The following is a 24,835-nucleotide window of genomic DNA, read 5'->3' as shown; positions in this document are numbered from 1 at the left end:
CAACCCCTTATGTATCTGAAACATAGGGGGATTTTTTGTCCCCTCCACTTCAGACTTTTTTCATTTCACTATTTTTTCTGATAAAACTAAATATTAGTATAATACTTTATTATAAAAACAACACTAACCAATAAAGCGATTACAAAATGATAATAAAGCGACTTTTCTCTCTATTAAAAGATTTATATCATTTTCAATCGCTTTATTTTTCTTGAAATTCTGATTGCGAAGTGTATAATTATACTTTGTTATTAATATATTATAAAAATTTTAATTAGTATCCCAATATAGAAAGGGGTGGATATTATGGAAGATACTATTCTAGAAATAAAAGGGTTAAAAACCCACTTTCTTACTGATAGTGGACAAATTCCTGCTGTAAACGGGGTTGATCTTCACCTAAAAAAAGGTGAAATCCTCGGAATCGTCGGTGAGTCTGGTTGCGGTAAAAGTGTAACTTCTCTTTCTATCATGCAACTCGTACAGCATCCAGGAAAAATAGTTGGCGGTGAAATTTTATTTAATGGCGAAGATCTTGTTCACGCAAAGGAAAAGCGAATGAGACAAATTCGCGGAAATAAAATCGGAATGATATTCCAAGAGCCAATGACATCATTAAACCCTGTATTCACAATCGGGAATCAATTAATTGAAGCCATTTTAATACACAATAAGATTTCGAAAAGAGAAGCCCGAATGAGAGCAATTGAGATGTTAAACCTTGTTGGACTTCCAAGGGCAAACGAATTAGTAGATGAATATCCTCACCAATTATCCGGGGGTATGCGTCAAAGAGTCATGATTGCGATGGCAATGGTTTGTGAACCTGAAATTTTGATTGCGGATGAGCCAACAACTGCCCTTGACGTGACCATCCAAGCTCAAATCCTAGAGCTGATGAAAAAGCTGAATAAAGAAACGAATACTTCTATCATTATGATTACACATGACCTTGGAGTCGTTGCGGAAATGTGTGACCGGATAGCCGTTATGTATTCAGGTAAGGTTGTTGAAGAAGGCGATACGAAGTCCCTTTTTAAAAACCCACAGCATCCTTATACAAAAGGGCTTATCGAGTCTGTTCCAGACGTTCGAACTAAAAAAGACCGTCTATTCTCTATCCCTGGCAGTGTGCCTATCCCGGGTTCTATTAAAAAGGGCTGCCATTTTGCAGAAAGATGCCCATATGCATTTGATACATGTAGAGAAGTTGCTCCTAGTTTACTAGATGTCGGAAATGGCCAACGCGCAAGATGTCATCTACATGAAACCGAAGCAAAAGCTACACTCCTACAAGGTGCATCACATTAATTGGTAAAGGAGGGAGAAAAAAATGCCTGAAACATTATTGGAAGTTAATAACCTGCAAAAATATTTTCCAATTAAAAGTGGAGTCCTTCAAAAGCAAACAGGTGCAGTAAAAGCCGTTGATGGCGTTTCCTTCAAACTACATAAAGGAGAAACACTTGGTTTAGTAGGTGAAAGTGGTTGTGGAAAATCGACAACAGGCCGTATGCTTATGCGATTACTGGAACCTACAGGAGGAGAAATTATCTTTGAGGATAAAGATTTAATGACTCTATCTAATTCAGAAATGAGAAAGATGCGAAAGGATATCCAAATGGTATTCCAAGATCCTTTTGCATCCTTAAACCCAAGGCATACTGTTGAAAAAATAATTGAAGAGCCTTTAATCGTTCATGGACTTGGAAATAGGCAAGAACGAAAAAAAAGAGTACGGGAACTACTCGAAATTGTTGGATTAAACTCCTTTCACGCTAAACGATATCCGCATCAATTTAGTGGAGGTCAAAGACAACGAATTGGTATTGCCCGTGCTTTAGCCGTTAAACCAAAACTTATTATTGCGGATGAACCTGTATCAGCTCTTGATGTTTCAATCCAATCACAGGTTCTTAATCTCCTTGAAGATTTACAGAAAGACTTTGATTTAACTTATTTATTTATTGCCCATGACTTAGGTGTTGTCCGTCACATCAGTGATCGAGTTGGAGTGATGTATTTAGGAAGAATCGTAGAGTTAACTGATAGCGATCGCTTATATGAATCTCCTAAGCATCCTTATACAGAAGCATTGCTCTCATCTGTCCCAATTCCGGATCCAGATCACAAGCAAGAACGAATCATTCTTAGTGGTGATGTACCTAGCCCATCAAACCCACCTACAGGATGTCCGTTCCATACGCGATGCCCAAAGGCAATGGATATTTGTAAACAGGTTGTTCCTACACTCCAAGAAGTAGAGCAAGGTCACTTTACCGCTTGCCACCTTCATGGAGAAGAGCAAATATAAATAGGCAGCATAAATCGCTGTCCAAGATAAACAATTTTGGAGGGGAAAATTATGAAAAAACGTTTCTTACAAACGTTAGTACTTTTTGTTGCTCTTTCAGCTATTTTAATGGCTTGTGGCAACAAAGACTCAGATAGTGGCGATTCTTCATCATCTGCTAAAGATGAAGCGCAAACTACATTAATTTACGGTCGTGGAGCTGATACTACTTCACTTGACCCAGGTGTTGTAACTGATGGTGAATCACTTAAAGTTACTGAAAACATTTTTGATACTCTTTTAGATTATGAAGAGGAAACTACAGAGGTTAAGCCTGCTTTAGCAACTGAATGGACAATCTCTGATGATTCTTTGGAGTATACCTTCACATTAAAAGAAGGGGTAAAATTCCATGATGGTACAGATTTCAACGCAGATGCTGTTGTTTACAACTTTGAACGTTGGATGAGCGGTGGCACAGATGGCGCATTCGTATACTACGCCGCTATGTTTGGCGGCTTTAAAGATGACGAAGGACATGTCATTAAATCTGTTGAAGCAGTGGATGACTATACTGTAAAATTCACTCTTAAACGCCCACAAGCACCATTTTTAAACAACCTAGCAATGGGTCCATTCGGAATTGCCAGTCCAACAGCTATTGAAGAACAAGGCGATACATTTGGTGAAAATCCAGTTGGTACTGGACCATTCGTATTCAAGGAATGGAAACGTAATGACACTATAACTCTTGAAAGAAATGAAGAGTATTGGGCAGGAGCTCCAAAACTTGAAAAAGTTATTTTCAGAGTCATTCCAGATAACTCAGCTCGTCTAACTGCTTTAAAAACAGGTGAAATTGATTTAATGGATGGAGTAAATCCAAGTGACGTTTCACAAATCGAAAGCGATTCTGCATTACAAGTATTATTACGTCCAGGTATGAACATTGGATACTTTGGTTTTAACACTGAAATGGAACCATTTAATAACCCAACAGTTCGTCAAGCCCTTAACTATGCTGTTGATAAACAATCAATCATTGATACATTCTATGCGGGTAACGCAGATCCAGCAGTTAACCCTTATCCTTCATTTATGCCAGGATACAATGACGAAATCGAAGGCTATGCATATGATTTGGACAAAGCAAAAGATCTTCTTGCTGAAGCTGGATATCCAGATGGCTTCAAAATGGAGCTTTGGACATTCACAAACCCAAGAGATTATATGCCTGAGCCACAAAAGATTGCTGAAGCCATTCAAGCTGACTTTGCAAAAATTGGGGTAGAAGTTGAAATCGTCACATACGATTGGACAACCTTCCTTGAAAAAGTCCAAAATGGTGAGGCACAATCTTACCTTGCAGGTTGGATTGGTGACAATGGTGACCCAGATAACTTCTTATATGTATTACTAGATCAAGATAGCATTGATGGAAATAACTATTCACGTTATGCAAATCAAGAGCTACATGACCTTCTTATTGCAGCACAAACTGAAACAGATGAAGCAAAAAGAAATGGCATGTACAAACAAGCCCAGGAAATCGTTCATACAGATGCTCCTTGGATTCCAATTGCACACGCACGTGCAGCTTTAGCTGCTAGCAGCAATCTAAAAGGATTTATTCCACATCCTACAGGTGTAGACAAATTTACAAACGTATATTTTGAATAATAGTTAAGAAGGGGAGTCTTGTTACTCCCCTTTATAGATGTTGTTCAAAGGTATGGTGAAAATGACACATCGAATGGAGTAACTTCGTTTAATGAATACAGCTCCTTTTCATCCTCCTTTTTGAACACAAACTTATCCATCAAAAGGGGTGAACAAAATGCTTTCATATACGGTTCGCCGTTTACTCATGTTAATTCCAGTTTTAATCGGAATGTCTCTTATCGTGTTCTTTATGCTACGGCTTATCCCTGGTGACCCAGCAGATGCTATATTGGGCGAAAAAGCATCACCCGCTGCCAAAGAAGCATTAACACAGCAGCTCGGGCTGGACGAGCCATGGTATACACAATATTTTTCATACATCGGTGATTTACTCCATGGTGATTTAGGAGAATCCCTTCGCACCCGCTCACCTATTTCTGAAGAAATTTGGCCATTTTTAGCTGCGACCTTTGAGCTTGCACTCGTTGCCATGATTATTGCCGTTGTAATTGGTGTTAACGCTGGTATCATAAGCGCCTGGTTTCAAAACTCATGGTTTGATTATACAGCGATGGTCCTTGCTCTTATCGGTGTCTCCATTCCTATCTTTTGGCTCGGGTTAATGGAACAATGGATTTTCGCCCTTGAGCTGAATTGGTTACCTTCACTAGGAAGAGAGAATATTCGGGACCCAATTGAACCAATCACGCACTTATTTTTACTAGACACGTTAATCCAAGGGAATGTTAATCAATTTGTTGTTGCATTGAAACACTTAATCTTACCAAGCATAGCATTAGCAACAATCCCTATGGCGATTATTGCAAGAATGACAAGATCGAGCATGTTAGAAGTGATGCGCTCAGACTATATTCGAACAGCAAGAGCAAAAGGCCAAAGAATGTTTTGGGTTGTTTATAAACACTCCTTAAAAAATGCATTTATTCCGGTTTTAACTACAATTGGACTCCAAATGGGGCTTCTTCTAGGTGGAGCTATCCTAACTGAAACTATTTTCAGTTGGCCTGGTATCGGAAGATATATTTATGAAGCCATTTCTTTTAGAGATTACCCTGTTGTTCAATCAGGCGTATTACTCATTGCAGCTATTTTCGTATTTATTAACTTAATCGTTGACTTACTTTACGCTGTATTTGATCCACGCATTAAATATCAATAATGGAAAAGAGGTGGAATTGCACATGGCTGAAATGGTTCCTCAACAAGAATCAAATGTATCCGTCCAACGGAATGACGATGCAGTCGTCTCTCCTTGGAAAGATGCTTGGAAGGGATTTAAAAAGAATCGCCTAGCACTTGTTGGTACAGGGATTGTTGCTTTCTTTATTTTAGTAGCAATTTTCGCAGATGTTATTGCTCCACAAAGCTATAAAGAATCAATCCTAGCAGATAGTCTACAACCCCCATCCGCAGATCATTGGTTTGGGACGGATGACCTAGGAAGAGATATTTTTTCAAGAATTATTTTTGGTGCAAGAATCTCGTTATGGGTTGGATTCTTTGCAGTATTAGCCTCTGCGATTATCGGTTCTTTACTTGGTATTCTTGCTGGCTACTATGGAAAATGGGTTGATATGCTGATCTCTAGAACATTTGATATTTTGCTAGCATTCCCAAGCATCCTACTAGCCATTGCAATTGTTGCAATTTTAGGACCATCCCTTCAAAACGCATTAATTGCAATTGCCATTATAAATGTCCCTAACTTTGGACGTCTTGTCCGTTCAAAGGTTATTAGTATCAAAGAAGAAGAATTTATCATGTCGGCAAAAGCGATTGGGATGAAAGATTCTCGCATTCTTTTAAAACATATCCTTCCAAATAGCATAACCCCTATTATCGTTCAAGGCTCGCTCGGCATTGCAACAGCCATACTTGAAGCAGCTGCTTTAGGATTTCTAGGTTTAGGTGCACAAGCTCCAGAGCCTGAATGGGGAAGAATGCTTAGTGATGCAAGAAGCTATATTCAACAAGCACCTTGGACACTTATTTTTCCAGGTCTTGCTATTATGTTGACCGTATTAGGCTTTAACCTTATGGGTGATGGTCTTCGTGACGCACTAGACCCAAAAATGAAGAGTTAGAAAAAACAGAAAGCCTGCACCATCTGCGGTGCAGGCCATTTTTTTATCAGTGCATTCCTAAGGATTAATGAATTGTTAATGAATTGTAACCTGAGCACCTCTTGTAACAGTGTTACTGATTGTACATGCTCTTTCTGCGGAAACGATAATTTTACGTTTATATTCATCTGATAACCGGTCAGGAAGTGTAATCGACACATTAAACTTTTCAAAGCGCGAAGGACTGTCTGCTGCTTTAATACCTGTTACTTCTACGGAGAATTCACCCTCGTTAACCTCAACACCGTCCCTCTCAAACATTCTTTGAATCACAATTGTCAAACACATTCCTATCGATGCTTCTAGCAACTCCTTTGGGTTTAATCCAGTCGAATTTGGAGTAAAGCTACCTTCAACCTGAAGTCCTTCCTCATTGTAGATCCCAAAACTGTCATTTTCTTTTTTAATAAAAGCCATCTCATTTTCCTCCTATCATAAAATTTTAACGCTACTAGTCCATTTATGTTAGCTACTCATACAAATGACAAGCAACATAATGATTTGGAGCCATCTCTCTTTTTTGAGGGATTTCTGTTCTACAAATATCTTTCGCAAACGGACACCGAGTATGGAACATACAACCGGTTGGAGGGTTTAATGGCGAAGGGATTTCCCCCTTCAATACAATTCTTTCCCTTTTTTGTGCTCGATGCTTACCGGGTACTGCAGAAAATAATGCCTGTGTATATGGATGAAGGGGAGTTTCAAATAAACTTTCAGTCGGCGCTTCCTCCACAATTTTACCTAAATACATAACACCGATTCGATCAGAAATATGGCGAACTACACTAATATCATGGGTAATGAAAAGGTATGATAGTTGAAATTCATCCTGTAGTTGTTGTAAAAGATTAATCACCTGTGATTGTATGGAAACATCTAATGCTGATACAGGCTCATCACAAATGATAATTTCTGGATTTGATATTAAGGCCCGAGCTAATCCAAGTCGCTGACGTTGCCCACCTGAGAACTCGTGTGGAAAGCGGTAATAGTGTTCAGCCTGCATCCCTACTTTGTCTAAAATTTCAAATACCCGTTCGCGACGTTCATTTTTATTTGCCAATAATGAATGGATCACCAAAGGTTCCTCCAATGTATCACCAACGCGTATTCGCGGATTCAGTGAAGAAAACGGATCCTGAAAAACCATTTGAAGCTCTTTACGCACGGGGCGAAGTTCTTTCTTAGATAAATCAAATATATTTTTATTTTTGTAGAAGACCTTTCCCGCAGTTGGCTTTATTAAATTCATTGCCGTTCTGCCTGTTGTGCTCTTTCCACTTCCTGATTCTCCAACTAACCCATATGTCTCTCCTTTAAAAACTTTAAACGAGACATCGTTTACTGCTTTAACCTGACCTTTAATTCCACCCAAACGTCCAAGTGGTCCGGTTACAGGGAAGTACTTTTTAATACCTTGAACATCTAAAATTGGCTCATTTCCACTAGTAGATTGAAGAGTCATATTATCCCTCCTCATGTTGGGCAATTTTCTCAAAATGCCAGCATCTTACTTTTTTGTCTCCATCATATGTTCTTAATTCTGGAGCACTTTCTTTACAAAGTTCATCTGCGAATGGACAACGATCAGCATAACGACACCCTTTTGGAATATTATCTAATGAGGGTACAGTCCCCTCAATGACATGCAGTTTTTGCGACCGATCCCCTTCTAATTGAGGAATAGATTTCATTAACCCTTTTGTATATGGATGAAGCGGTTTGGAGAAAAGGCTATCTACATCCGTTTCCTCTACAACCTGACCGAGATACATGACCATTACACGGGAACATATTTCAGAGACAACCCCTAAATCATGCGTAATAAAAATGACAGCCATTCCAAGCTTCTCATTTAACTCCAAGATTAAATCTAAAATTTGAGATTGGATGGTAACATCTAAGGCAGTCGTCGGTTCATCTGCAATTAATAATTTGGGCTGACAAGAAAGGGCCATAGCAATCATTACTCGTTGCTGCATACCACCTGATAGCTGATGTGGATATTCATTCACCCGCTTTTCTGGTGCTGGTATCCCTGTGAGCCTTAACATGTCAATTGCCTTTTCTTTCGCCTCTTTTTTCGTCACGTTCTGGTGCAACATAATTGATTCTGAGATTTGATCACCAATTGTATATACGGGGTTTAATGAACTAAGTGGATCTTGAAAAATCATGGAGATATCGTTTCCGCGAATTTTTTGCATCTGTGAAATTGGCAGATCTAGCATATTCTGCCCACTAAGTTCGATTTCACCTTCATATTCTGCAGTATACTTTTCATCAAATAATCTCATGATTGACTGAGACATGACACTTTTACCGCATCCAGATTCCCCAACGACACCAAGAATCTCACCTTTATCTACTTGAAAACTGATTCCATCTACAGCAGTTACACGCCCCCGCTCTGTATGAAAATGAGTTCTTAGGTTTTTCACGTTTAATAAAGGCTGCTTCTCCATGAATATACCTTCCTTTTTATAATCTATGATTAATTCAAATAGGTTCCTATTTTTTCTTTGATGAATGTGGGTCTATTAAATCTCGTAACCCATCGCCAAGAAGATTTAACCCTAATACAGATACAATAATCGCAATACCTGGGAACACAACCATCCACCAAGCCTTAAAAATGACTAGTTTACCAGCCTGTAAGATGTTTCCCCAACTTGGATCTGGTACTGGAACCCCCGCTCCTAGAAAACTAAGTGCGGCTTCGGAGATAATGGTTTCGGCAAAAACAAATGTCGCTTGTACAACAAGCGGTGAGATGGTGTTTGGAGCAATATGTCTCCAAATAATACGGAATGTACTTGCCCCCTGCGCGTTCATCGCTTCGATATATGTTTGTTCGCGCACAACTAAAGCAGAGGAACGAACAATCCGAGCAATGTTTGGAGTAAATACGATACTTAAAGCAATGATGACATTCATCGCTGATGGCCCTAATGCTGCCATTAAAGCAATCGCCAAAAGAATCCCCGGAATAGCCATTAACCCATCACAAATGCGCATTAAAATATGATCTAACGCTCGATAATAACTTGCATATAGGCCAATAATCATACCTAAAATTGATGAAATAACCGTTACTGCCAAACCTACTCCAATTGACACTCTAGCACCATAGACAATCCTGGTTAGAAGGTCACGGCCATACTCATCCGTACCTAGTAGATGCTCCGCACCAGGTGCTTGTAGCCTTTGTGATACTTTCATCTCATAAGGATCAAAAGACATAAGGGAAGGACCTATTAGCGAAACCAGAATTAAGACAACAAATATGGCACTTCCAATGACCATTAATTTATTCGAGAAAAACCTTCTTACCATTAATTGGCGCTGTTGCTTTTTTAAGTTTACTTTCATCTCATGGAATTTGTTTTCTCTATCTATTACCACCTGGTCAAACCTCCCCTCTATTTTTTATCGAGCCTAACTCTTGGATCTATGACACCATATAGTAAATCAACGATAAGATTAATAAACACATAGATTAACGTAACGAATAATACGACACCTTGAATAACAGCAAAATCTCTTCTTTCAATTGAGTTAATAATAAGCTGACCTAAACCTGGTAAGTTAAAAATCGTTTCTACTACTACTGCACCTGTCACTAATGTACCAAAGGATTGACCAATTACCGTAAGAATAGGCAAAAATGCATTTCGTAGGGCATGTTTGAATATGACTTTCCTTTCTTTCACACCTTTAGCACGAGCAGTTTTTATAAAGTTCTTATTTAATACCTCGAGCATCGATGAACGGGTCATGCGAGCAACAAGTGCCGCTTGTATCGTTCCTAAAGCAATTGCAGGAAGAATCAAATATTTAATATGATTCCACAAACCTTCACTTAAGGGGTCATAACCAGCTACTGGAAGCCATTGTAAATATACACCGAACGTTAACATGAGTAATAATCCAAGTAAAAAGCTTGGAACAGCCATCCCTAATAAAGAAATAATCATTAGCGATTGATCGGTAATAGAGCCCCTACGATAGGCTGCAATAATCCCAATGGGAATGGCAAGAAATAAGGAAACAATTTCAGCTAAAATCGCTAGTGATACGGTGGGACCTAGATGATTGAGAATCGATTCTGTCACTGGCTCATTCATAAAATAAGAATCACCAAAATCTCCCTGAAGAACTCCAGTAACCCAGTTCACATACTGTTGATAGATTGGTAGGTCTAGTCCCATTTCCTCATTCAATTTTTGTATTTGTTCTTCTGATGCTTCGATTCCTAGGATGGCGGCAGCCGGATCACCAGGAGTGAGATGGACAATGAGGAAAATGGCCACTGACACAACAAACAACACTGGTATAAGTGATACTATTCTTTTGATAATATAACTAATCAAAGGAGATTCCCCCTTTTAGAGTATGAAAAAATATAATAGAATACATAGTCCTCCAATGCGATGAGGCATTGGAGGACCTTGTACTCTTTTAAAATCAATGTTCTATTCAATTACTTTTGTATTCCAGATGATCGGAGCTTCGAACACTTCAAATCCTTCAAGTTTATCCGTTGTAGCAAGAATACTCTTATACTGTCCGATAGCGGTTGAAGATAGGGTTTCGTATAGATATCCTTGTAATTCATCCCATTTAGCTGATGATTCTTCTTCTGATGGGGCTTGTCTAATAGCTTTAATTAATTCGGTAACCTTCGGATCGTTTAGCCCTGCCCACTCAGGATTAACAGCTAACAACTGTGGAGGAGTTAACTGATAACCATTACTTGTAATAAAGATATCCCACTTGGTGAAATCATTTTTAGTTTCTAAGAAAGTTGGAAAATCGAAGCTATCGATTTTAACATTCATACCTAATTGTCTTAACTGTTCTTGCACAACAGTTGTTGCAGTACTCATTTCAGCATAGTCACCAGTTGTTAATAGCGTAATTTCCTCGCCTTTGTAACCAGCTTCTTTTAATAAGGTTTTTGCTTTCTCAAGGTCTGCTTGGTTATATACATCCTTACCAGCGTCTGTATTCCATTGAACTGCATTAGGATTCATATAACCTGGTTCTAATGTGTACAGATCTTCATTTACGAAGCTTGCCATCATAATTTCATCCATATTTAATGCGGTATTTACTGCTTGTCTCATTTTAACGTCAGCTAGAGCGCCATTATTCGTATTAAAAAATAGTGTTAGTGTCCCACCAACAAAAGTGTGAACTTCCACGTTATCTAAGCCGTTAAGCTGCTCATAGCTTTCTGTTGGTATGCTGTCAGCGATATCGTACTCACCTGTTTGGATACCAGCAATACGTGTTGAATGATCTGTTACAAAGTGATAAAACACATCATTTACAAATGCTTCTTTTTTACCAGCAAAGCCGCTTGGCTCTTCATCTACAGGCTGGTAATCTTCATATTTAACCAAATGGATGAACTGGTCTTGCTTCCACTCCTCAAATTTGAACGGACCTGTTCCGATATATTCAGTTATCCCTTCAGCAGGAGCTGACTCAATTATTTCTTTTGGCATAATTGCAGGGAAATTGGATTGTGATGACATCACAATTAACACGTCAGATGTCGCATTTTCCAAACTTAATTTAACTGTGTATGGTCCTTCAGCTTCAAATTTTGCGTTAGTCAAAAGAGATTTCGCACGAGATGATTTTTCCAACCATCGATTCATTGAAGCGACCACATCTTCTGAAGTCATTTCTTTACCGTTATGAAATTTAATTCCTTCTCTTAATGTAAAAGTATACGTTTTACCATCTTCACTTACATCAACAGATTTTGCTAACATGGGTGTTGGCTCATAATCTTTATTTAATGTATAAAGTGTTTCAAATACATTGCCAGCTATATCTAAAGCAACTTGTGATACTGTCATGGCAGAGTCTAATGTTGGAGGCTGTGCCGTTACTGCAATATTAATCTCATCTTTATAGGTTTTCTTGTCTCCAGAAGCCCCTTCTGTATCTTTGGACCCTCCATTGCTGCATCCTATCAATGCAAAAGCTAATACAAAAAGCAGAAATATGATTCCAACTTTTTTATTTATCATTTGTTGTCCCCCCCATACAGTTGTTTTTTATAGTAAATAGAGAAATACCGAGTAAACACCTAGGTTTTTCTGAGATTATATTAGACTATTAATTTATATATGTCAATGAATTATATTAGTAAAGCATGTATTGCAACGGAGTAGAAAAAGAAGACCATTATCACGTTCAATAATGGCCTTCTTTTTATATATCAATTATTCTCTTTACTTACCGCTTTGTCCTTTTCCAATAAAATGATTAATCCTGGTAATAGCACTCCGCGAATTAAGAAGGTGTCTAATAGAATTCCCACTGCAACAATAAAACCGAATACAAATAGCAATTGAACAGGCTGTGTCATCAGAACAGCAAATGTTGCCGCTAATATGATACCAGCTGACGAGATCACTCCGCCCGTTTTGGATACGGCGATTTGTACAGCTTCTTTAACAGAATGGGTTCTCCGCTCCTCCTGGAATCTTGAAATAAGCATGATATTATAGTCAATACCAAGTGCAACAAGAAATACAAACGAATATAATGGTACCCTGTTACTAATCGTATCAATATCAAAGAATAGGTTTGTTAGGAACATCCCTAGACCTAACGCAGCTAAAAATGACACTAAGATTGTTCCCATCATATAGATAGGCATTTTAAACGATTTCGTTAATACAATTAACATTCCAAAGATCAAGATTGTCTCTAGCACCACAATTAAAATGACATCTCTGTTGTTCACATTTCGGTCGTCTACTTTTGTCGCCGTTTCACCTGCAAAATAAAGTTCTCCGTCTACATTTGCATTAGCTAGGATTGTGCCAGAGTTATTGATCATCTGTTCCATCGCATCAATTGTTTTGACATCATATGGTCCTTCTTCAAATGTTAAGCTGAAGTTTACTACTTTATTATCATCAGCAATTCCATTGATCCTTACATCACTTACAAGTTCTTGTTCTAGCAACTCAACTCGTAATGCATCCTGTTCTTCCTTCGTTAAAGCTTCTTTTCCTTCATACAAGATTGTTGATGGTGCAAGATCACCCTTTGCGAACTTCTCCTCAATCAATTCATACCCTTGTCGAGATGGCATATCTTCTGGAAAGGACTTCATCGTATCAAACTCATAAGTGAGGTTGAACATGTTGGCTGCAGAGATTAATAGGAAAATGCCAATAATTGCAACTGATAGCCCTGGCTTTTTGACCACCATCCGACCAGTTTTACTCCAGATAGAATTATCTTTAACTTTTTCATCTCCAACCTTCGGAACCTTTGGCCAGAAAGACTTACGACCGAAAAGTGTAAATAGAGCTGGCACCAATGTGATCGAAGCAAGCATAATGACAACCATCGTTGTTGCAAAGGTCGGCGCGAAATTGCGATAATCTCCGAATTCAGCGAAGAATAAAACAAGCATCGCTGCTAAAACCGTTCCTCCAGAGAAAAAGACCGGCATCCCTGTTTCTTTCATTGCGGCACGCATTGCATCATATTTATTTTCATGACCCTTCAATTCTTCACGGAATCGAGAAAAGATAAAGAGCGAATAATCAATCACCGCTGCAAATAATAAAATGGACATGATTGAAATCGTTTGATTACTTAATAGTAGACCAGCCTTCCCTAATATACCGAGCGTTTGCATCACAACTTCATAGACAAAAACTGCTGCTAACAACGGTATTAACGCGAGAAGTGGTGAACGATAAATCACAATTAATAAAATCAAAATTAAGCCAACTGTTGATAGAATTAACACAAGGTCTGCCCTTGAAAACAAATCGAGTGAGTCAGTTGCAATCCCAGCAGGACCTGTCACATACAACGTTAAATCGGTATTTTCATCAACAACTTTAATCATTTGATCCTTTGAATCCCGCACTTCCTTTGTTTCGAGCGAAGAATCAAAAATGATTGGAAGTAGGGCAGTTGTTTGATCTTCCGAGAAAAACCCTGCAGCAGCCTGTGGTGGTAAAGAAGCCAACGGAACTACCTGCTCAACTCCTGGAATATTCGCTTCCTCGATATGATTGAATACAGTAACAAGGTCTGCAAATTCCAGTTGACCTTCCTTCGTTTGAAACACTAATATTCCTGGCGTTCCTTCACTATCCTTGAAATACTCATCCACCTTATTTTTGGCAACTACGGATTTTGCATCTTCAGGCAAAGAATCAATCCTTGTAACCTCATAATCCTTTGCATTCGGTGCAAAAACTGCCAATGCCATCGTTACGATTAACCAGGTAGCTAATGTAATCCACATTCCCTTTTTTGTGGTGACTTTATCTGTAATGGCTTGTAACATCTGTTTCAGAACAACTCAACTCCTTATTTTTTATTTAGAAAGGTGACACCAACGTCACTTTATAGCAAAAAAATTGACACTGTTGCCACGTTAATTATCTTTTATAAGTGACATCTGTGTCAATTAAAAATCTTTATAGATTCCATGACAAATTATTTGCTTAATCGACTCAACCCACACCTCGTGTGGTATGCCAAAATGATTCGGTATGGCGATTGATTGAAAAATATAGCCTAATATCAAAGGTTCCGGTATGTTTGTGTTGAGTAAGTTTTCCTTCTTTCCCGCCTCAATAAAGCCCTGTACATATTGGTACATCTGAAGATGGTATCCTTCGAGTCTCACTATATTTTCTTTCACTTTTGCGTTTGTTTCGACCGGAACACGTTTACCAATTTCGATTATTTGATGAAGCTCCGGATTCTTAAACATGAGATTCAGCAGAAAATCAAACTGAGCACGGAAGCCTTCGATTGTGTTGATTTCTTTTAACTCATGAAGAAATTGCTCCATTTTATAAAGCATATATTCGGTAATCAATTCTTCCTTGTTTTCAAAATACTTATAGATGGCACCACGAGAAACCTGTAAATGTTCCGCCACCAAACTAAACTGGAACCCTTCATAATGATGTGTCAGAAGCAATTCCTCTGTTATCTGAAATAATTCCTCAGTTGTAAATTTTCGCTCACGAGCCATGCCTTTCACCCCACCTCATTATAGAACAAGTTTTTCAAAAAGAGAATGAGTTGGCTTGAAATTGACAATTTATCGTCAATTTATGACTAGTACAGCGCGGATTTCTCCCTGCTTCATCCTAGTCATTTTATTTAAACAAACGTTTGTTTGAATTTGCAAACCCTTGAAAACCTTAAGAAAAACCATTAAACAAACGTTTGTTTGAAAATGGGTTTTCACGAAAATGGCGGATTAGTACAGATTGTTTTTTAGCCTAGCTCGTAATATCCACAAACAACATGCCCCACTGCTTTTGCTGCAACAAGGAGGGCATCTTCATCAATATCAAACTTAGGATGATGATTGAAATACGGATCCTTTTCACCCTTTGGTGTACATGCAATGTAAAAGAAACAAGAAGGAAATTTTTTTGCATAATAAGCAAAATCTTCAGATGGTGCCATCGGAGGAAATTCTTTCACTTCTTTAATATCTTTGTCATTTGCATTTTTTAGATATTCCGCAACTTTTTCAGTTATTTCAGGATCATTGTATAGAGGCGGGTAATCATTTTCATAAGTAAGCTCACATGTTACCCCAAATTCTTCTTCAAGACCTTTTGCGATACGTTTAATTTCATGTTCAATTTTTTCCTTTGTTTCATCTGTCATATAACGAATGTCACCTTCAAGCTCCACACTGTCCTTAATGACATTAAAGGTTCCTTTCCCATCAAATGATCCAATCGTAATGACACCATTTTCAAATGGACTTAGACGACGACTAATAATTGTTTGAGCCGCTGTTACAAAATGAGCACCTGCCACAATCGCATCATTCGCTAGATGTGGTGATGAGCCATGTCCACCTCTACCTTGAACTTTCAATTTCATATATGCTCTACCATTGAAGGAAAATCCTGCATGATACCCAACCAACCCTGCAGGACCTAAGGGAAGCAAATGAATCCCAAATACATTGTCTAAATCATCAAGAACACCTGATTCTACAATACTTTTCGCCCCACCTGGCGGAACCTCTTCTGCGTGTTGGTGAATAATTTTGATGGTCCCTGGTATTTCTTCCTTTAATTGAATTAAACAATCTGCTAACACTAGTAAGTAGGCTGTATGACCATCATGACCACATGCATGCATGACGCCTTCATTTTTTGATTTAAAAGGAACGTTGGCTTCCTCAACAATTGGAAGGGCATCAAAGTCTGCACGCAAACCTATGTTTTTCCCTGACTTTCTCCCCTTGATTGTTACAACAATTCCATAGCCGTTTCCAACATTGGATTGAATTTCTACGTCCTTCCCCTTATAAAAGTCAAGAATATATTGAGCGGTTTTTACCTCTTTAAAGGATAATTCTGGATTTTCATGTAGGTGTCTACGAATTTCAATCATTTCATCCTTGCGAGATTCTAACATTTCCATTAATTTTTCTTTCATTGATCTATACTCCTTTTACTCAGTTATTCTGGAACAGGCTCTCGGTTTGTTGACTTTTTAGAAGTAAGATTTGGTTTTACATCTTTTGCTGTTTTACCTGCATCTTTTGGAACCATGACCATTATCGAGATAATGGATAAGACTCCAAAAATCACATTAACAATGATACCTACTGTTGCTGCCCATTCAAGGTTGCCAGTTGCTGCAATTGCCGCGTAAGCTGCTGTGGAAATCGCCACACCAAATGCACTACCTAGTGAACTTGCCATTTTATAAACACCAGCTGCTTCGCCAACTTTATCAGCCGGGGCATTTGATACAGATGTATCTGTTGATGGGGTCGCATAAATACCAAGTCCGAGTCCAAATAAAGCAAAGCCAATAAAAACAGCAATTGTATAAGAAAAGCCTGGTAAAAATGTTAAGCCCATTAACCCTACACCAACCGTGGTAATGAGCGCACCCCAAATCATCGGCTTTTTCGCGCCAACTTTTTGTAAAATTTTCTCACCGACACGAATCATGGCGAGCACAGTAACTAAATAGCCTAATGACAGCATTCCTGATTGAAATGAACTGAATCCTCGCCCTACTTGTACATATGTGTTCGCGACGACTAAGGTACCCGCAATGGCATTCAGTAAAAAATTCGAGACTGTAGCACCTGTATACGGCGCGTTTTTAAACACAGCAAAGTCAATAAGGACAATTTCTTTGCTCTTTTCTACTTTAATGAATACCAGTAGACCTACAATTGTTACTGCTATAAGACCTAGTGAAATTGGGCTTGTCCATCCCAGATCTGATCCATACGTTATAAAAACATTTAAGGCAATCATGGTCACGATAAAAATAGCTAAGCCCGTGTAATCAAATTTAAACTTACCTGTGGAAGGCTGTTTGCTTTCTGGTGTATCCTTTAGTAAAAACATACCCGCAACGGCAAAGATAATGGAAAAAACGAATATCCATCTCCAACCTAATGATGTGGCAATTGCACCGCCCGCAAAAGAAGCAACTCCCGAACCTCCCCACGAGCCGATTGACCAATAACTTAATGCACGCTGACGCTCTGCCCCCTCGAAGTAAGCCTTCATTAATGCGATAGTGGATGGCATAATACATGCAGCTGATAGACCTATAATCACACGTCCAATAATGAGCAACGCAGATCCTTGAGTAATGACTAGACAAAGTGAACCAATGATACTTAAAACAAACCCAATATTGGCAATCTTCTTACGCCCTATTTTGTCAGCAAGTCCACCTGCAGCAACGATAAACATTCCTGAGAATAAAGCCGACAAACTGATGGCAATGTTCAGTGTTCCTAGTGAAATCCCTAAGTCCTTTTGTACAGCAGGGACTACATTCACCATTGCTTGGGCAAATAACCAGAAAGTAATAACCCCGAACACAATTCCGATAATCATTTTATTTGTGCCTTTATAAGCTGTATCCATGTTATGTAACCTCCTTCTGCTACTATAATCCCCGTACACAGGCGCTTAATGCTATGTAAAATGTGAAAATTATGCGGCATCCAGAGTTCTATTAAATGACTTTATTTTTATTTGTCCCATACACAGAGAGAAGGGCAACATCACCTATGACACAGGCCTTTTCTCTTCATATTTTCTTTACTTCCAACTTATAAAGCAGACTAGTACAGCAAGCCATTTGAACTGCTTGTCACGACCATTTTAATTCAAACAACCGATTGATTGAATTTGGGGATCCTTGATACAACAGAAAAAACCCATTAAACAAACGATTGATTGAAAATGGGTTTTCGCAAAAATAGCCGATTAGTACAGATTGTTTTTTGCAATTGTATCCAAGGGACTACGGAAGCATATTTAATTTATCGGAATATCGTTTTTCATTAAACGGAACTTGATTTTTTAGGATATCGTACATTTCCTCGACAAGCACTCTGCCTATCATTTCTTTGGACTCTGTTTCAGAGTAACCCAACCCCATTAACCGTTCCATTGTTTCTTTTGTAATTTTCGGATCGTTTATATTGATTTGATTATCTACAATTTCAAGAATTTTAGACTTTAATTTTAAGTTCGCCACTTTTGTTGTTACACCTCCAGTATTTAACAGGACTTCTTTATCTAATTAGGTTTTAATACCAACTTTGCGACTGCTTCGCAGTGGACAGTGTGTGGGAACATATCGACTGGTTGTACTTCGGTCGTTTCATATCCACCGTCTTCTAGTATCCGTAGATCCCTTGCAAGTGTTGCTGGGTTGCAGGAAACATACACAACTTTCCCTGGTTTCATTGTTAAAATGGTTTGTAAGAGTGCATCATCACATCCCTTACGCGGAGGATCAACGACGATCACATCCGCTTTAACCCCATCCTTATACCATTTCGGGATGACAACCTCAGCTTCTCCTACTGCAAACTCTGCATTATGAATATAATTTAGTGCTGCGTTTCGCTTCGCATCCTCAATCGCTTCAGGAACAATTTCGACACCGTACACCTTTTTAGCTTTTTGAGCTAGAAACAGCGAGATTGTCCCTATCCCACAATAGGCATCAATAACCGTTTCTTTACCCGTTAACTCCGCATATTCCAATGCTTTATCATAAAGCACCTTTGTTTGCTCAGGATTAACCTGATAAAAAGACCGAGCCGAAATAGCAAATTTAATATCACCAATAGTATCGTAAATATATTCTTCGCCCCAAAGGACATTTGTTTCATTTCCAAATATCACATTGGTCTGTTTGGGGTTTATATTTTGCACGATCGATTTCACACCAGGTAACTCGGCTGTTATATCTGAGATGATGTTACTTTTATGTGGGAGATCCTTCGTTCTCGTGATCAGAACGACCATTATTTCACCCGAGACAAGACCATAGCGTGCCATGATATGGCGAAGTGTACCCTTGTTGTTTTTTTCATCATAGGCTTGAATCCCATACTTCTCACAGATTGTTTTTACTGTTTGCACGACCTGATCATTCTTTTCTTGTTGGATGAGGCATGCTTCCATATCAATAATTTCATGGCTTCGCTGCTGGTAAAATCCTGCTACAAGTCCACCTTCCCTGTCTGCTACAGGAACCTGTGCCTTATTCCGATAACGCCAAGGATTTTCCATTCCAAGAACTGGATGAACTTTGATATTTTGGAGCTTTCCAATTCGTGATAACACTTGCTGGACCTGGTTGTGTTTTGCTACCAACTGACCCTCATAGCTTAAATGCTGAAGCTGACAGCCTCCGCATTCTTTATATATCGGACAAGGGGCGTCGATTCGAAATTTGCTTTTTTCATAGAGCTCAATTAGCCGACCAAAGCCATAGTTTTTCTGAACCTTGATGACTTTGATTTTCGCTTTCTCGTCAGGTAGGCCATTCGGAACAAAAATCGGAAAGCCCTCGATTTTCGCGACTCCTGCTCCATCATGAGTGAGATCCTCAAATGTAACATCATAATATGTATTTTTTTCAACTGGTGGTTTCAGTTTTGTCATTATGTTTTCTTCCTTTACGTTCAAAATGCTGAACTGATTGTAACATACCAGGAGGGAGTTGTGCCAATGCACATGAAGGATTGCATTCATAATTGATAAATGAAGGATCCTAATATTTCGTGTTTTATCACAGTTTTTAAACCAACATTGCTTGGTAAAAGCAAAAAAATCTGACCCAAGGCCAGACTTTTCTCTACTTATTCTTTTTCCATTTTCTCTGCCTTTTCCTTTGAAACCAATACATTAATATGCTGATACAAATTCACAAATTCGCCAGGTAACAAGCCACCGTATTCTCCATCAAGATTAATTTGCATCTTTTCAGTTGGATTTACCTTAACGCGATTTGCCTTTGTGTATATCACATGCGGGTCATTGATATGCTCTCCACGAATGGCAAGAGTTGCTACCTTGATGAAATCGGCTAAGTTTGCCTTTTTTAAAATTAACAAATCAAACAGTCCATCATTGAGTGATGAATCTGGGGCAAGCTTTTCAAAGCCTCCGACAGAATTGGTTAAGGAAACGAGGAATAACATAATTTCGCCCTCAAACAACTTACCATCATACTCAATACTAACCTCGGTTGGACGAATGGACGGAAGCATCTCCATCCCTTTCAAATAATACGCAAGTTGCCCTAGCATCGTTTTAAGTTTGCTTGGCACCTCATAGGTTAGCTCAGTTAACCTTCCTCCGCCAGCAATATTAATAAAATATTTATCATTTATCCGACCTATATCAATCGGAACAGAATTTCCTTCTATAATTACGTCACAAGCACCATCGATATTACGCGGTACCCCGATTGCACGGGCAAAGTCATTTGTTGTACCAACTGGAATAATCCCTAAAGTTGGGCGGTATTCCTGTTCAGCTAGACCATTTACGACCTCATTGATTGTTCCATCGCCTCCGGCAGCAATCACAAGGTCATACTTTCTTTCAACTGCAATTCGTGCCGCATTGGTTGCATCCCCTGCTCCAGTCGTGGCATGGCATGAAGTCTCATATCCTGCTCTTTCTAATTTCTCTAAAACCTCAGGCAAATGTCGTTTAAACAACTCTCTTCCAGAGGTTGGGTTATATATTATTCGAGCCCTCTTCATTTTCATCATCCTAAATAAGATAGTCGATCATCTATGTTACATCATAGCCTATCCAATCGATTTAATCAATTTTGACACTAGCAAAAAAATCCATTTTTTCACAGTTATCTCTTATTTTATTTATATTCATCAATAGGTTACCCAGCTTGCCCAAATTCTTTTATTAAAAAATGCGCTTAGTCAAAACCAAACGCAATTTTCATCGTTCCTACATTTTTTCAACAAGATTCACAGTCACCAAATCGCTATTAAAAATGGATAGCTTATAGGTTCCTTCCCCTAGCTTTTTTGTGCCCTTGTACAATTTTTCTCGTGTACTGTCCTCGTAAACCTCATCAATACCACCTCGTTCAGTTGTGTCAATCTTATCCCATTTCATATTCCCATTTTCTAGTTCATTATTTGAAATAGCAGACAGCAGAATATTACTCTCTTCCGCTACATGAACTGATACATTTGATGCTCCGTCAACCACCCAGTTATTTTCAAGGGAACCAGGATAAAGCGAAACATGATTTTGTTGACCACGAACCTCTAAATGAATTGAACTTGGCACAATAATCGTTGGCTCCACTGTTGTATACGTAGAAAAAGGGCCCGCTTGTTCAGCCGGTTCTTTCAATGTCACGTACATTGTGTCACCAACAGCCTTCGTAAATACATAATCACTTGATTCCGATATGATTGGATCAGCTTTCGGGTGAACCGTTGCCTGGTAAACTCCAAACACATGTAATTCATTTTTAATGGAGCCTTCAATTTTACTTGTTACCCCATTCGTTTCAAGGACCACCCGTTTAATATCAGTTGATAACTTTTCATCCAAAACTGGCAAATCCATTGAACGATGCTCTGCTCCTATCGCACCTTCAACCTTATCAACCACTCCTATCGATGACAACAGAGTAAAGCCGATCCCAATCGTTCCAATAATCCCTACGAATATAATACTTAAAAAGTCATATTTTAAGATTGGATTTTCCTGTTTTGATAAGAAGAGATATACGACAATCTCAATTCCTAAGACAATTAGTATGATTGGCCACCAGACAAGCAGTGGCTCCATCATTGGCATTCCCTTTATTTGTGATACAAAAAGGAGAACACCAAGTAAAATCAAAGACAATCCCATTGACACAGAACCAACACGCCATTTTCTCATTACGCATTCTCCTTCCGTTTTTTACTGCCTACCATAAGCTTCAAACCACCACCGATTAAGAGGATGCAGATGATCGTGCCCTGAAAATAGGAGTAGTAGAAGTGTTGAATATCAAAATGAAACATTCTCGCAACCATTGGACCAACAGTAGGTAGGACAACATTTACTAGTAAATAATATAGTCCTAGTGCAATCAAACCGAATCCAACCCATTTTTGGTGGTTGACAATGTAGGAGACCACGGGAACATCCTCAAGCTCCTCTTCGCCATGCTTTGACACCTTCTGAAGGGCATCGAAGAAGCTATAAAACCAAATGATTGGGATTAAAAATAAGAATAAGGATAGGCGAAGCACATCTAAAATGTATATAGCGAATAAAAAGGCCGCCATCAGCTGTATCCCCCGTTTTTGTAAGCCAAGATACAAGTGCCCAGCCCCTGGGAATATCGCAAGAACTGTTGCGAGCGTTTTGCTTTTACGCCCTTGCTCCCGTCTTGTTTCCTCAAAATCTTCTAAAATTGTCCTATCGACCAATTCTTCTCCACGCTGTTTTTTACTTTCAAGCTGAACGGCATCAAACATGTTATATACCCAAATAACTGGAAGAATACCAAGAAACACCAAGAATGCTCCTTGATCTGTAAACACTGAAATAAATACAATCATCGTTCCTAATCCAAAAAAACCAATTAGAAAAGTTAAACCTCGGTTAATCAAGCCAAGTTGAAAATGGCCCAATCCTGGGATAAATGAAAGAATAATTGTGTAGAAACGATCTGAATCATCAGTTCGAACGGAAACGGATTGCCCTTCTTCTGATTGAATCACTTGTTGATGTTGATTTTGCTTGTTATTTCGCAACAGAAAGATAATCATATCAAGCACATTAATGACTCCAACGAAAAATGCAAATATCAGCCCAACAAAAAATGGGTCCTGATACCCTACCATAAATGTGCCAAAGATTCCTATTAAAATGGAGCCAACCGTTCCTGCTCCATAAAGAAACCCTCTTACTTTTCGATTTACATAAAAATGGCCAACACCTGGAATAAATGATAGAAAAAAGGCTAGCACTGGATTATAACTCATTTTTCTCCCTCCTCATGATTTGTTTCAATTATGTCAAATAGCGATAATGTTTTTTCCATTAACTGATTTGAAACAGATTGTTTTTGCTCTGAAAAACTAGATGCTTCAACTGTACCGATAATTCCTGTCATACTCTGGAATACCCCGGTCGACATCAAAGTCAATGTCACAACTGCAGCAATCCCATAGTGAAAAATTGGACTTTGTAAAAACGACTTCCCAAGCCTTTCTTTTGTTAGCGGAAGCTTTTGGATAACTCCATCTGTAAAGCTGTCATTGTCTAGGTAAGGAATCTCCTCAGCATGGGATTCCACTAACTCCGTATAGACTTCTACACATTGGTCGCAAGAGAATAAGTGATTTTCGAGTTCTTCCCGCTTCGGTTCTTCTAACTGATCCTTTATATACAACAACCACTCTTCATTGCTGAAATGCCTCATTTAAAAATCATCCTCCTTCCAATGTTTCTTCATCCAATTTCGGGCTCTGTATAGCTTTATTTCAACGGTTTTTACCTCGATTTGCTGTTCAGTAGCGATTTGTTTATAGCTTTTTTCCGCTATGTAATAGGCTTCGATCACCTCGCGATAATTCGCAGGCATATCGTGTAACCGGTTTTTGACCAATTCGCGTTGTTCTTTTCGTAAAAGTGGGATAACGACGTTTTCCTCTGACGAAGAGAGTGCAGGAAGCTCATCTGGCTCTATAATCAGTTCATGTTGCCTCTGCTTCTTCCGTTTCACATCAATGGCATGGTTTATTGCAATACGGGTAATCCATGCTTTAAAGCCCTGTGCACTGTATTGGGGGAGTGCATAATAGATTTTGAGAAATACTTCCTGTTCCGCATCTTCCGCATCCTTTTCATGACGAAGAACTGGATAAATAGCCTTGAATACTAGATTCTTATATTTTTCAATGAGTAAGCGAAAGGCATGCTCATCGCCTGCTTTTGCTTTCTCAATCAGAACCTCATCTTGAATTGCACTCTCCCCCTTTCACTCTGTCTACCCATATAGACGAACTAACACCTACTATACCCTACAGTTTTTATCAAAAATATTTTTTTGCATAAAAAACTATCATGATCTTTCGCTCTCAACCCAGGCATGAAAATAGATTCTTTTCCCCATAATGTAGATACCGCAAACAATGAGTATATTACGTGGTCTTTAATGGTGGTTTTACCCCGTATAAAAAACTGTTGGAATGAATTTGGTGTACAACCCATTGTTAGCTCTCTCTATCGAGAGATGACTACGAACAGAAAAATGTCTAATTTCAAATTCATTCCATTGTTTGTGGAATACATTCTAAAAGGTGGAGTGAAATGGAAACTTTGCACAAACGATGTGCTGGGTTGGATGTACATTCAGAAACAATAGTTGC

General features: G+C 38.7%; 22 protein-coding genes. 5 read left to right on the top strand and 17 right to left on the bottom strand.

The window, feature by feature from the left end:
- Positions 1-306 precede the first annotated feature (306 nt).
- From E1I69_RS11825 to nikC, 5 genes are all read left to right on the top strand, one after another.
- The gene (locus E1I69_RS11825) at positions 307-1,311 is read left to right on the top strand and encodes an ABC transporter ATP-binding protein (RefSeq protein ID WP_136379821.1); all 1,005 of its coding nucleotides are present in this window, start codon (positions 307-309) and stop codon (positions 1,309-1,311) included.
- 22 nt (positions 1,312-1,333) lie between these two features.
- A complete protein-coding gene (locus tag E1I69_RS11820) occupies positions 1,334-2,314 on the top strand; it encodes an ABC transporter ATP-binding protein (RefSeq protein WP_136379820.1) in 981 nt (326 codons plus the stop codon).
- A 51-nt stretch (positions 2,315-2,365) separates the two neighbouring features.
- Entirely contained in the window at positions 2,366-3,973 is a 1,608-nt protein-coding gene (locus tag E1I69_RS11815) for an ABC transporter substrate-binding protein (RefSeq protein WP_136379819.1), read from the top strand.
- Between the two features lie 157 nt (positions 3,974-4,130).
- The gene (locus tag E1I69_RS11810; RefSeq protein ID WP_136379818.1) at positions 4,131-5,135 is read left to right on the top strand and encodes an ABC transporter permease; all 1,005 of its coding nucleotides are present in this window, start codon (positions 4,131-4,133) and stop codon (positions 5,133-5,135) included.
- Between the two features lie 22 nt (positions 5,136-5,157).
- Entirely contained in the window at positions 5,158-6,060 is a 903-nt protein-coding gene (gene nikC / locus E1I69_RS11805; protein WP_207308544.1) for a nickel transporter permease, read from the top strand.
- A gap of 75 nt (positions 6,061-6,135) precedes the next feature.
- Here the strand turns inward: nikC and E1I69_RS11800 are convergent, their stop codons facing one another.
- From E1I69_RS11800 to E1I69_RS11720, 17 genes are all read right to left on the bottom strand, one after another.
- On the bottom strand, positions 6,136-6,516 hold the full coding sequence (locus tag E1I69_RS11800) for an OsmC family protein (protein ID WP_136379817.1): 381 nt from the start codon (positions 6,514-6,516) through the stop codon (positions 6,136-6,138).
- Positions 6,517-6,568: 52 nt separating this feature from the next.
- Positions 6,569-7,567: an ABC transporter ATP-binding protein gene (locus E1I69_RS11795; protein WP_136379816.1), complete on the bottom strand. Its 999-nt coding sequence runs from the start codon at positions 7,565-7,567 to the stop codon at positions 6,569-6,571.
- Between the two features lies 1 nt (position 7,568).
- A complete protein-coding gene (locus tag E1I69_RS11790; RefSeq protein WP_136379815.1) occupies positions 7,569-8,567 on the bottom strand; it encodes an ABC transporter ATP-binding protein in 999 nt (332 codons plus the stop codon).
- A gap of 46 nt (positions 8,568-8,613) precedes the next feature.
- Positions 8,614-9,474, bottom strand: a complete 861-nt coding sequence (locus E1I69_RS11785; protein WP_136379872.1) for an ABC transporter permease — start codon at positions 9,472-9,474, stop codon at positions 8,614-8,616.
- A gap of 50 nt (positions 9,475-9,524) precedes the next feature.
- Positions 9,525-10,475: a nickel ABC transporter permease gene (nikB, locus tag E1I69_RS11780; RefSeq protein ID WP_136379814.1), complete on the bottom strand. Its 951-nt coding sequence runs from the start codon at positions 10,473-10,475 to the stop codon at positions 9,525-9,527.
- A gap of 102 nt (positions 10,476-10,577) precedes the next feature.
- Entirely contained in the window at positions 10,578-12,149 is a 1,572-nt protein-coding gene (locus tag E1I69_RS11775; protein WP_136379813.1) for an ABC transporter substrate-binding protein, read from the bottom strand.
- Positions 12,150-12,340: 191 nt separating this feature from the next.
- Positions 12,341-14,452 carry an MMPL family transporter gene (locus tag E1I69_RS11770; RefSeq protein WP_136379812.1) on the bottom strand — a complete coding sequence of 704 codons (2,112 nt, stop codon included), beginning with the start codon at positions 14,450-14,452 and terminating at the stop codon, positions 12,341-12,343.
- A gap of 114 nt (positions 14,453-14,566) precedes the next feature.
- On the bottom strand, positions 14,567-15,142 hold the full coding sequence (locus E1I69_RS11765) for a TetR/AcrR family transcriptional regulator (protein ID WP_136379811.1): 576 nt from the start codon (positions 15,140-15,142) through the stop codon (positions 14,567-14,569).
- Positions 15,143-15,390: 248 nt separating this feature from the next.
- A complete protein-coding gene (locus E1I69_RS11760) occupies positions 15,391-16,578 on the bottom strand; it encodes an amidohydrolase (RefSeq protein WP_136379810.1) in 1,188 nt (395 codons plus the stop codon).
- 23 nt (positions 16,579-16,601) lie between these two features.
- Positions 16,602-18,041 (bottom strand): MFS transporter, encoded by a 1,440-nt coding sequence (locus tag E1I69_RS11755; protein ID WP_136379809.1) that lies wholly within the window; start codon positions 18,039-18,041, stop codon positions 16,602-16,604.
- Positions 18,042-18,423: 382 nt separating this feature from the next.
- Positions 18,424-18,660 carry a hypothetical protein gene (locus tag E1I69_RS11750; RefSeq protein WP_136379808.1) on the bottom strand — a complete coding sequence of 79 codons (237 nt, stop codon included), beginning with the start codon at positions 18,658-18,660 and terminating at the stop codon, positions 18,424-18,426.
- Positions 18,661-18,701: 41 nt separating this feature from the next.
- Entirely contained in the window at positions 18,702-20,081 is a 1,380-nt protein-coding gene (rlmD, locus tag E1I69_RS11745; RefSeq protein WP_136379807.1) for a 23S rRNA (uracil(1939)-C(5))-methyltransferase RlmD, read from the bottom strand.
- Between the two features lie 197 nt (positions 20,082-20,278).
- Positions 20,279-21,190 carry a diacylglycerol kinase gene (locus tag E1I69_RS11740; RefSeq protein ID WP_136379806.1) on the bottom strand — a complete coding sequence of 304 codons (912 nt, stop codon included), beginning with the start codon at positions 21,188-21,190 and terminating at the stop codon, positions 20,279-20,281.
- Between the two features lie 208 nt (positions 21,191-21,398).
- Positions 21,399-22,352, bottom strand: a complete 954-nt coding sequence (locus E1I69_RS11735) for a hypothetical protein (protein ID WP_136379805.1) — start codon at positions 22,350-22,352, stop codon at positions 21,399-21,401.
- Positions 22,352-23,446 (bottom strand): hypothetical protein, encoded by a 1,095-nt coding sequence (locus E1I69_RS11730; protein WP_136379804.1) that lies wholly within the window; start codon positions 23,444-23,446, stop codon positions 22,352-22,354. Before E1I69_RS11730 ends, E1I69_RS11735 begins: the two co-directional genes overlap by 1 nt.
- Positions 23,443-23,886, bottom strand: a complete 444-nt coding sequence (locus E1I69_RS11725; protein WP_136379803.1) for a hypothetical protein — start codon at positions 23,884-23,886, stop codon at positions 23,443-23,445. Before E1I69_RS11725 ends, E1I69_RS11730 begins: the two co-directional genes overlap by 4 nt.
- Positions 23,887-24,333, bottom strand: a complete 447-nt coding sequence (locus tag E1I69_RS11720; RefSeq protein ID WP_431731880.1) for a sigma-70 family RNA polymerase sigma factor — start codon at positions 24,331-24,333, stop codon at positions 23,887-23,889.
- Positions 24,334-24,835: the final 502 nt, after the last annotated feature.

The sequence above is a fragment of the Bacillus timonensis genome (assembly GCF_004799755.1).
Classification (GTDB): Bacteria; Bacillota; Bacilli; order Bacillales; family Bacillaceae_L; genus Ferdinandcohnia; species Ferdinandcohnia timonensis_A.
Note: the sequence above shows the minus strand (reverse complement) of the source record. Positions and strands in the feature narration are given on the sequence as shown.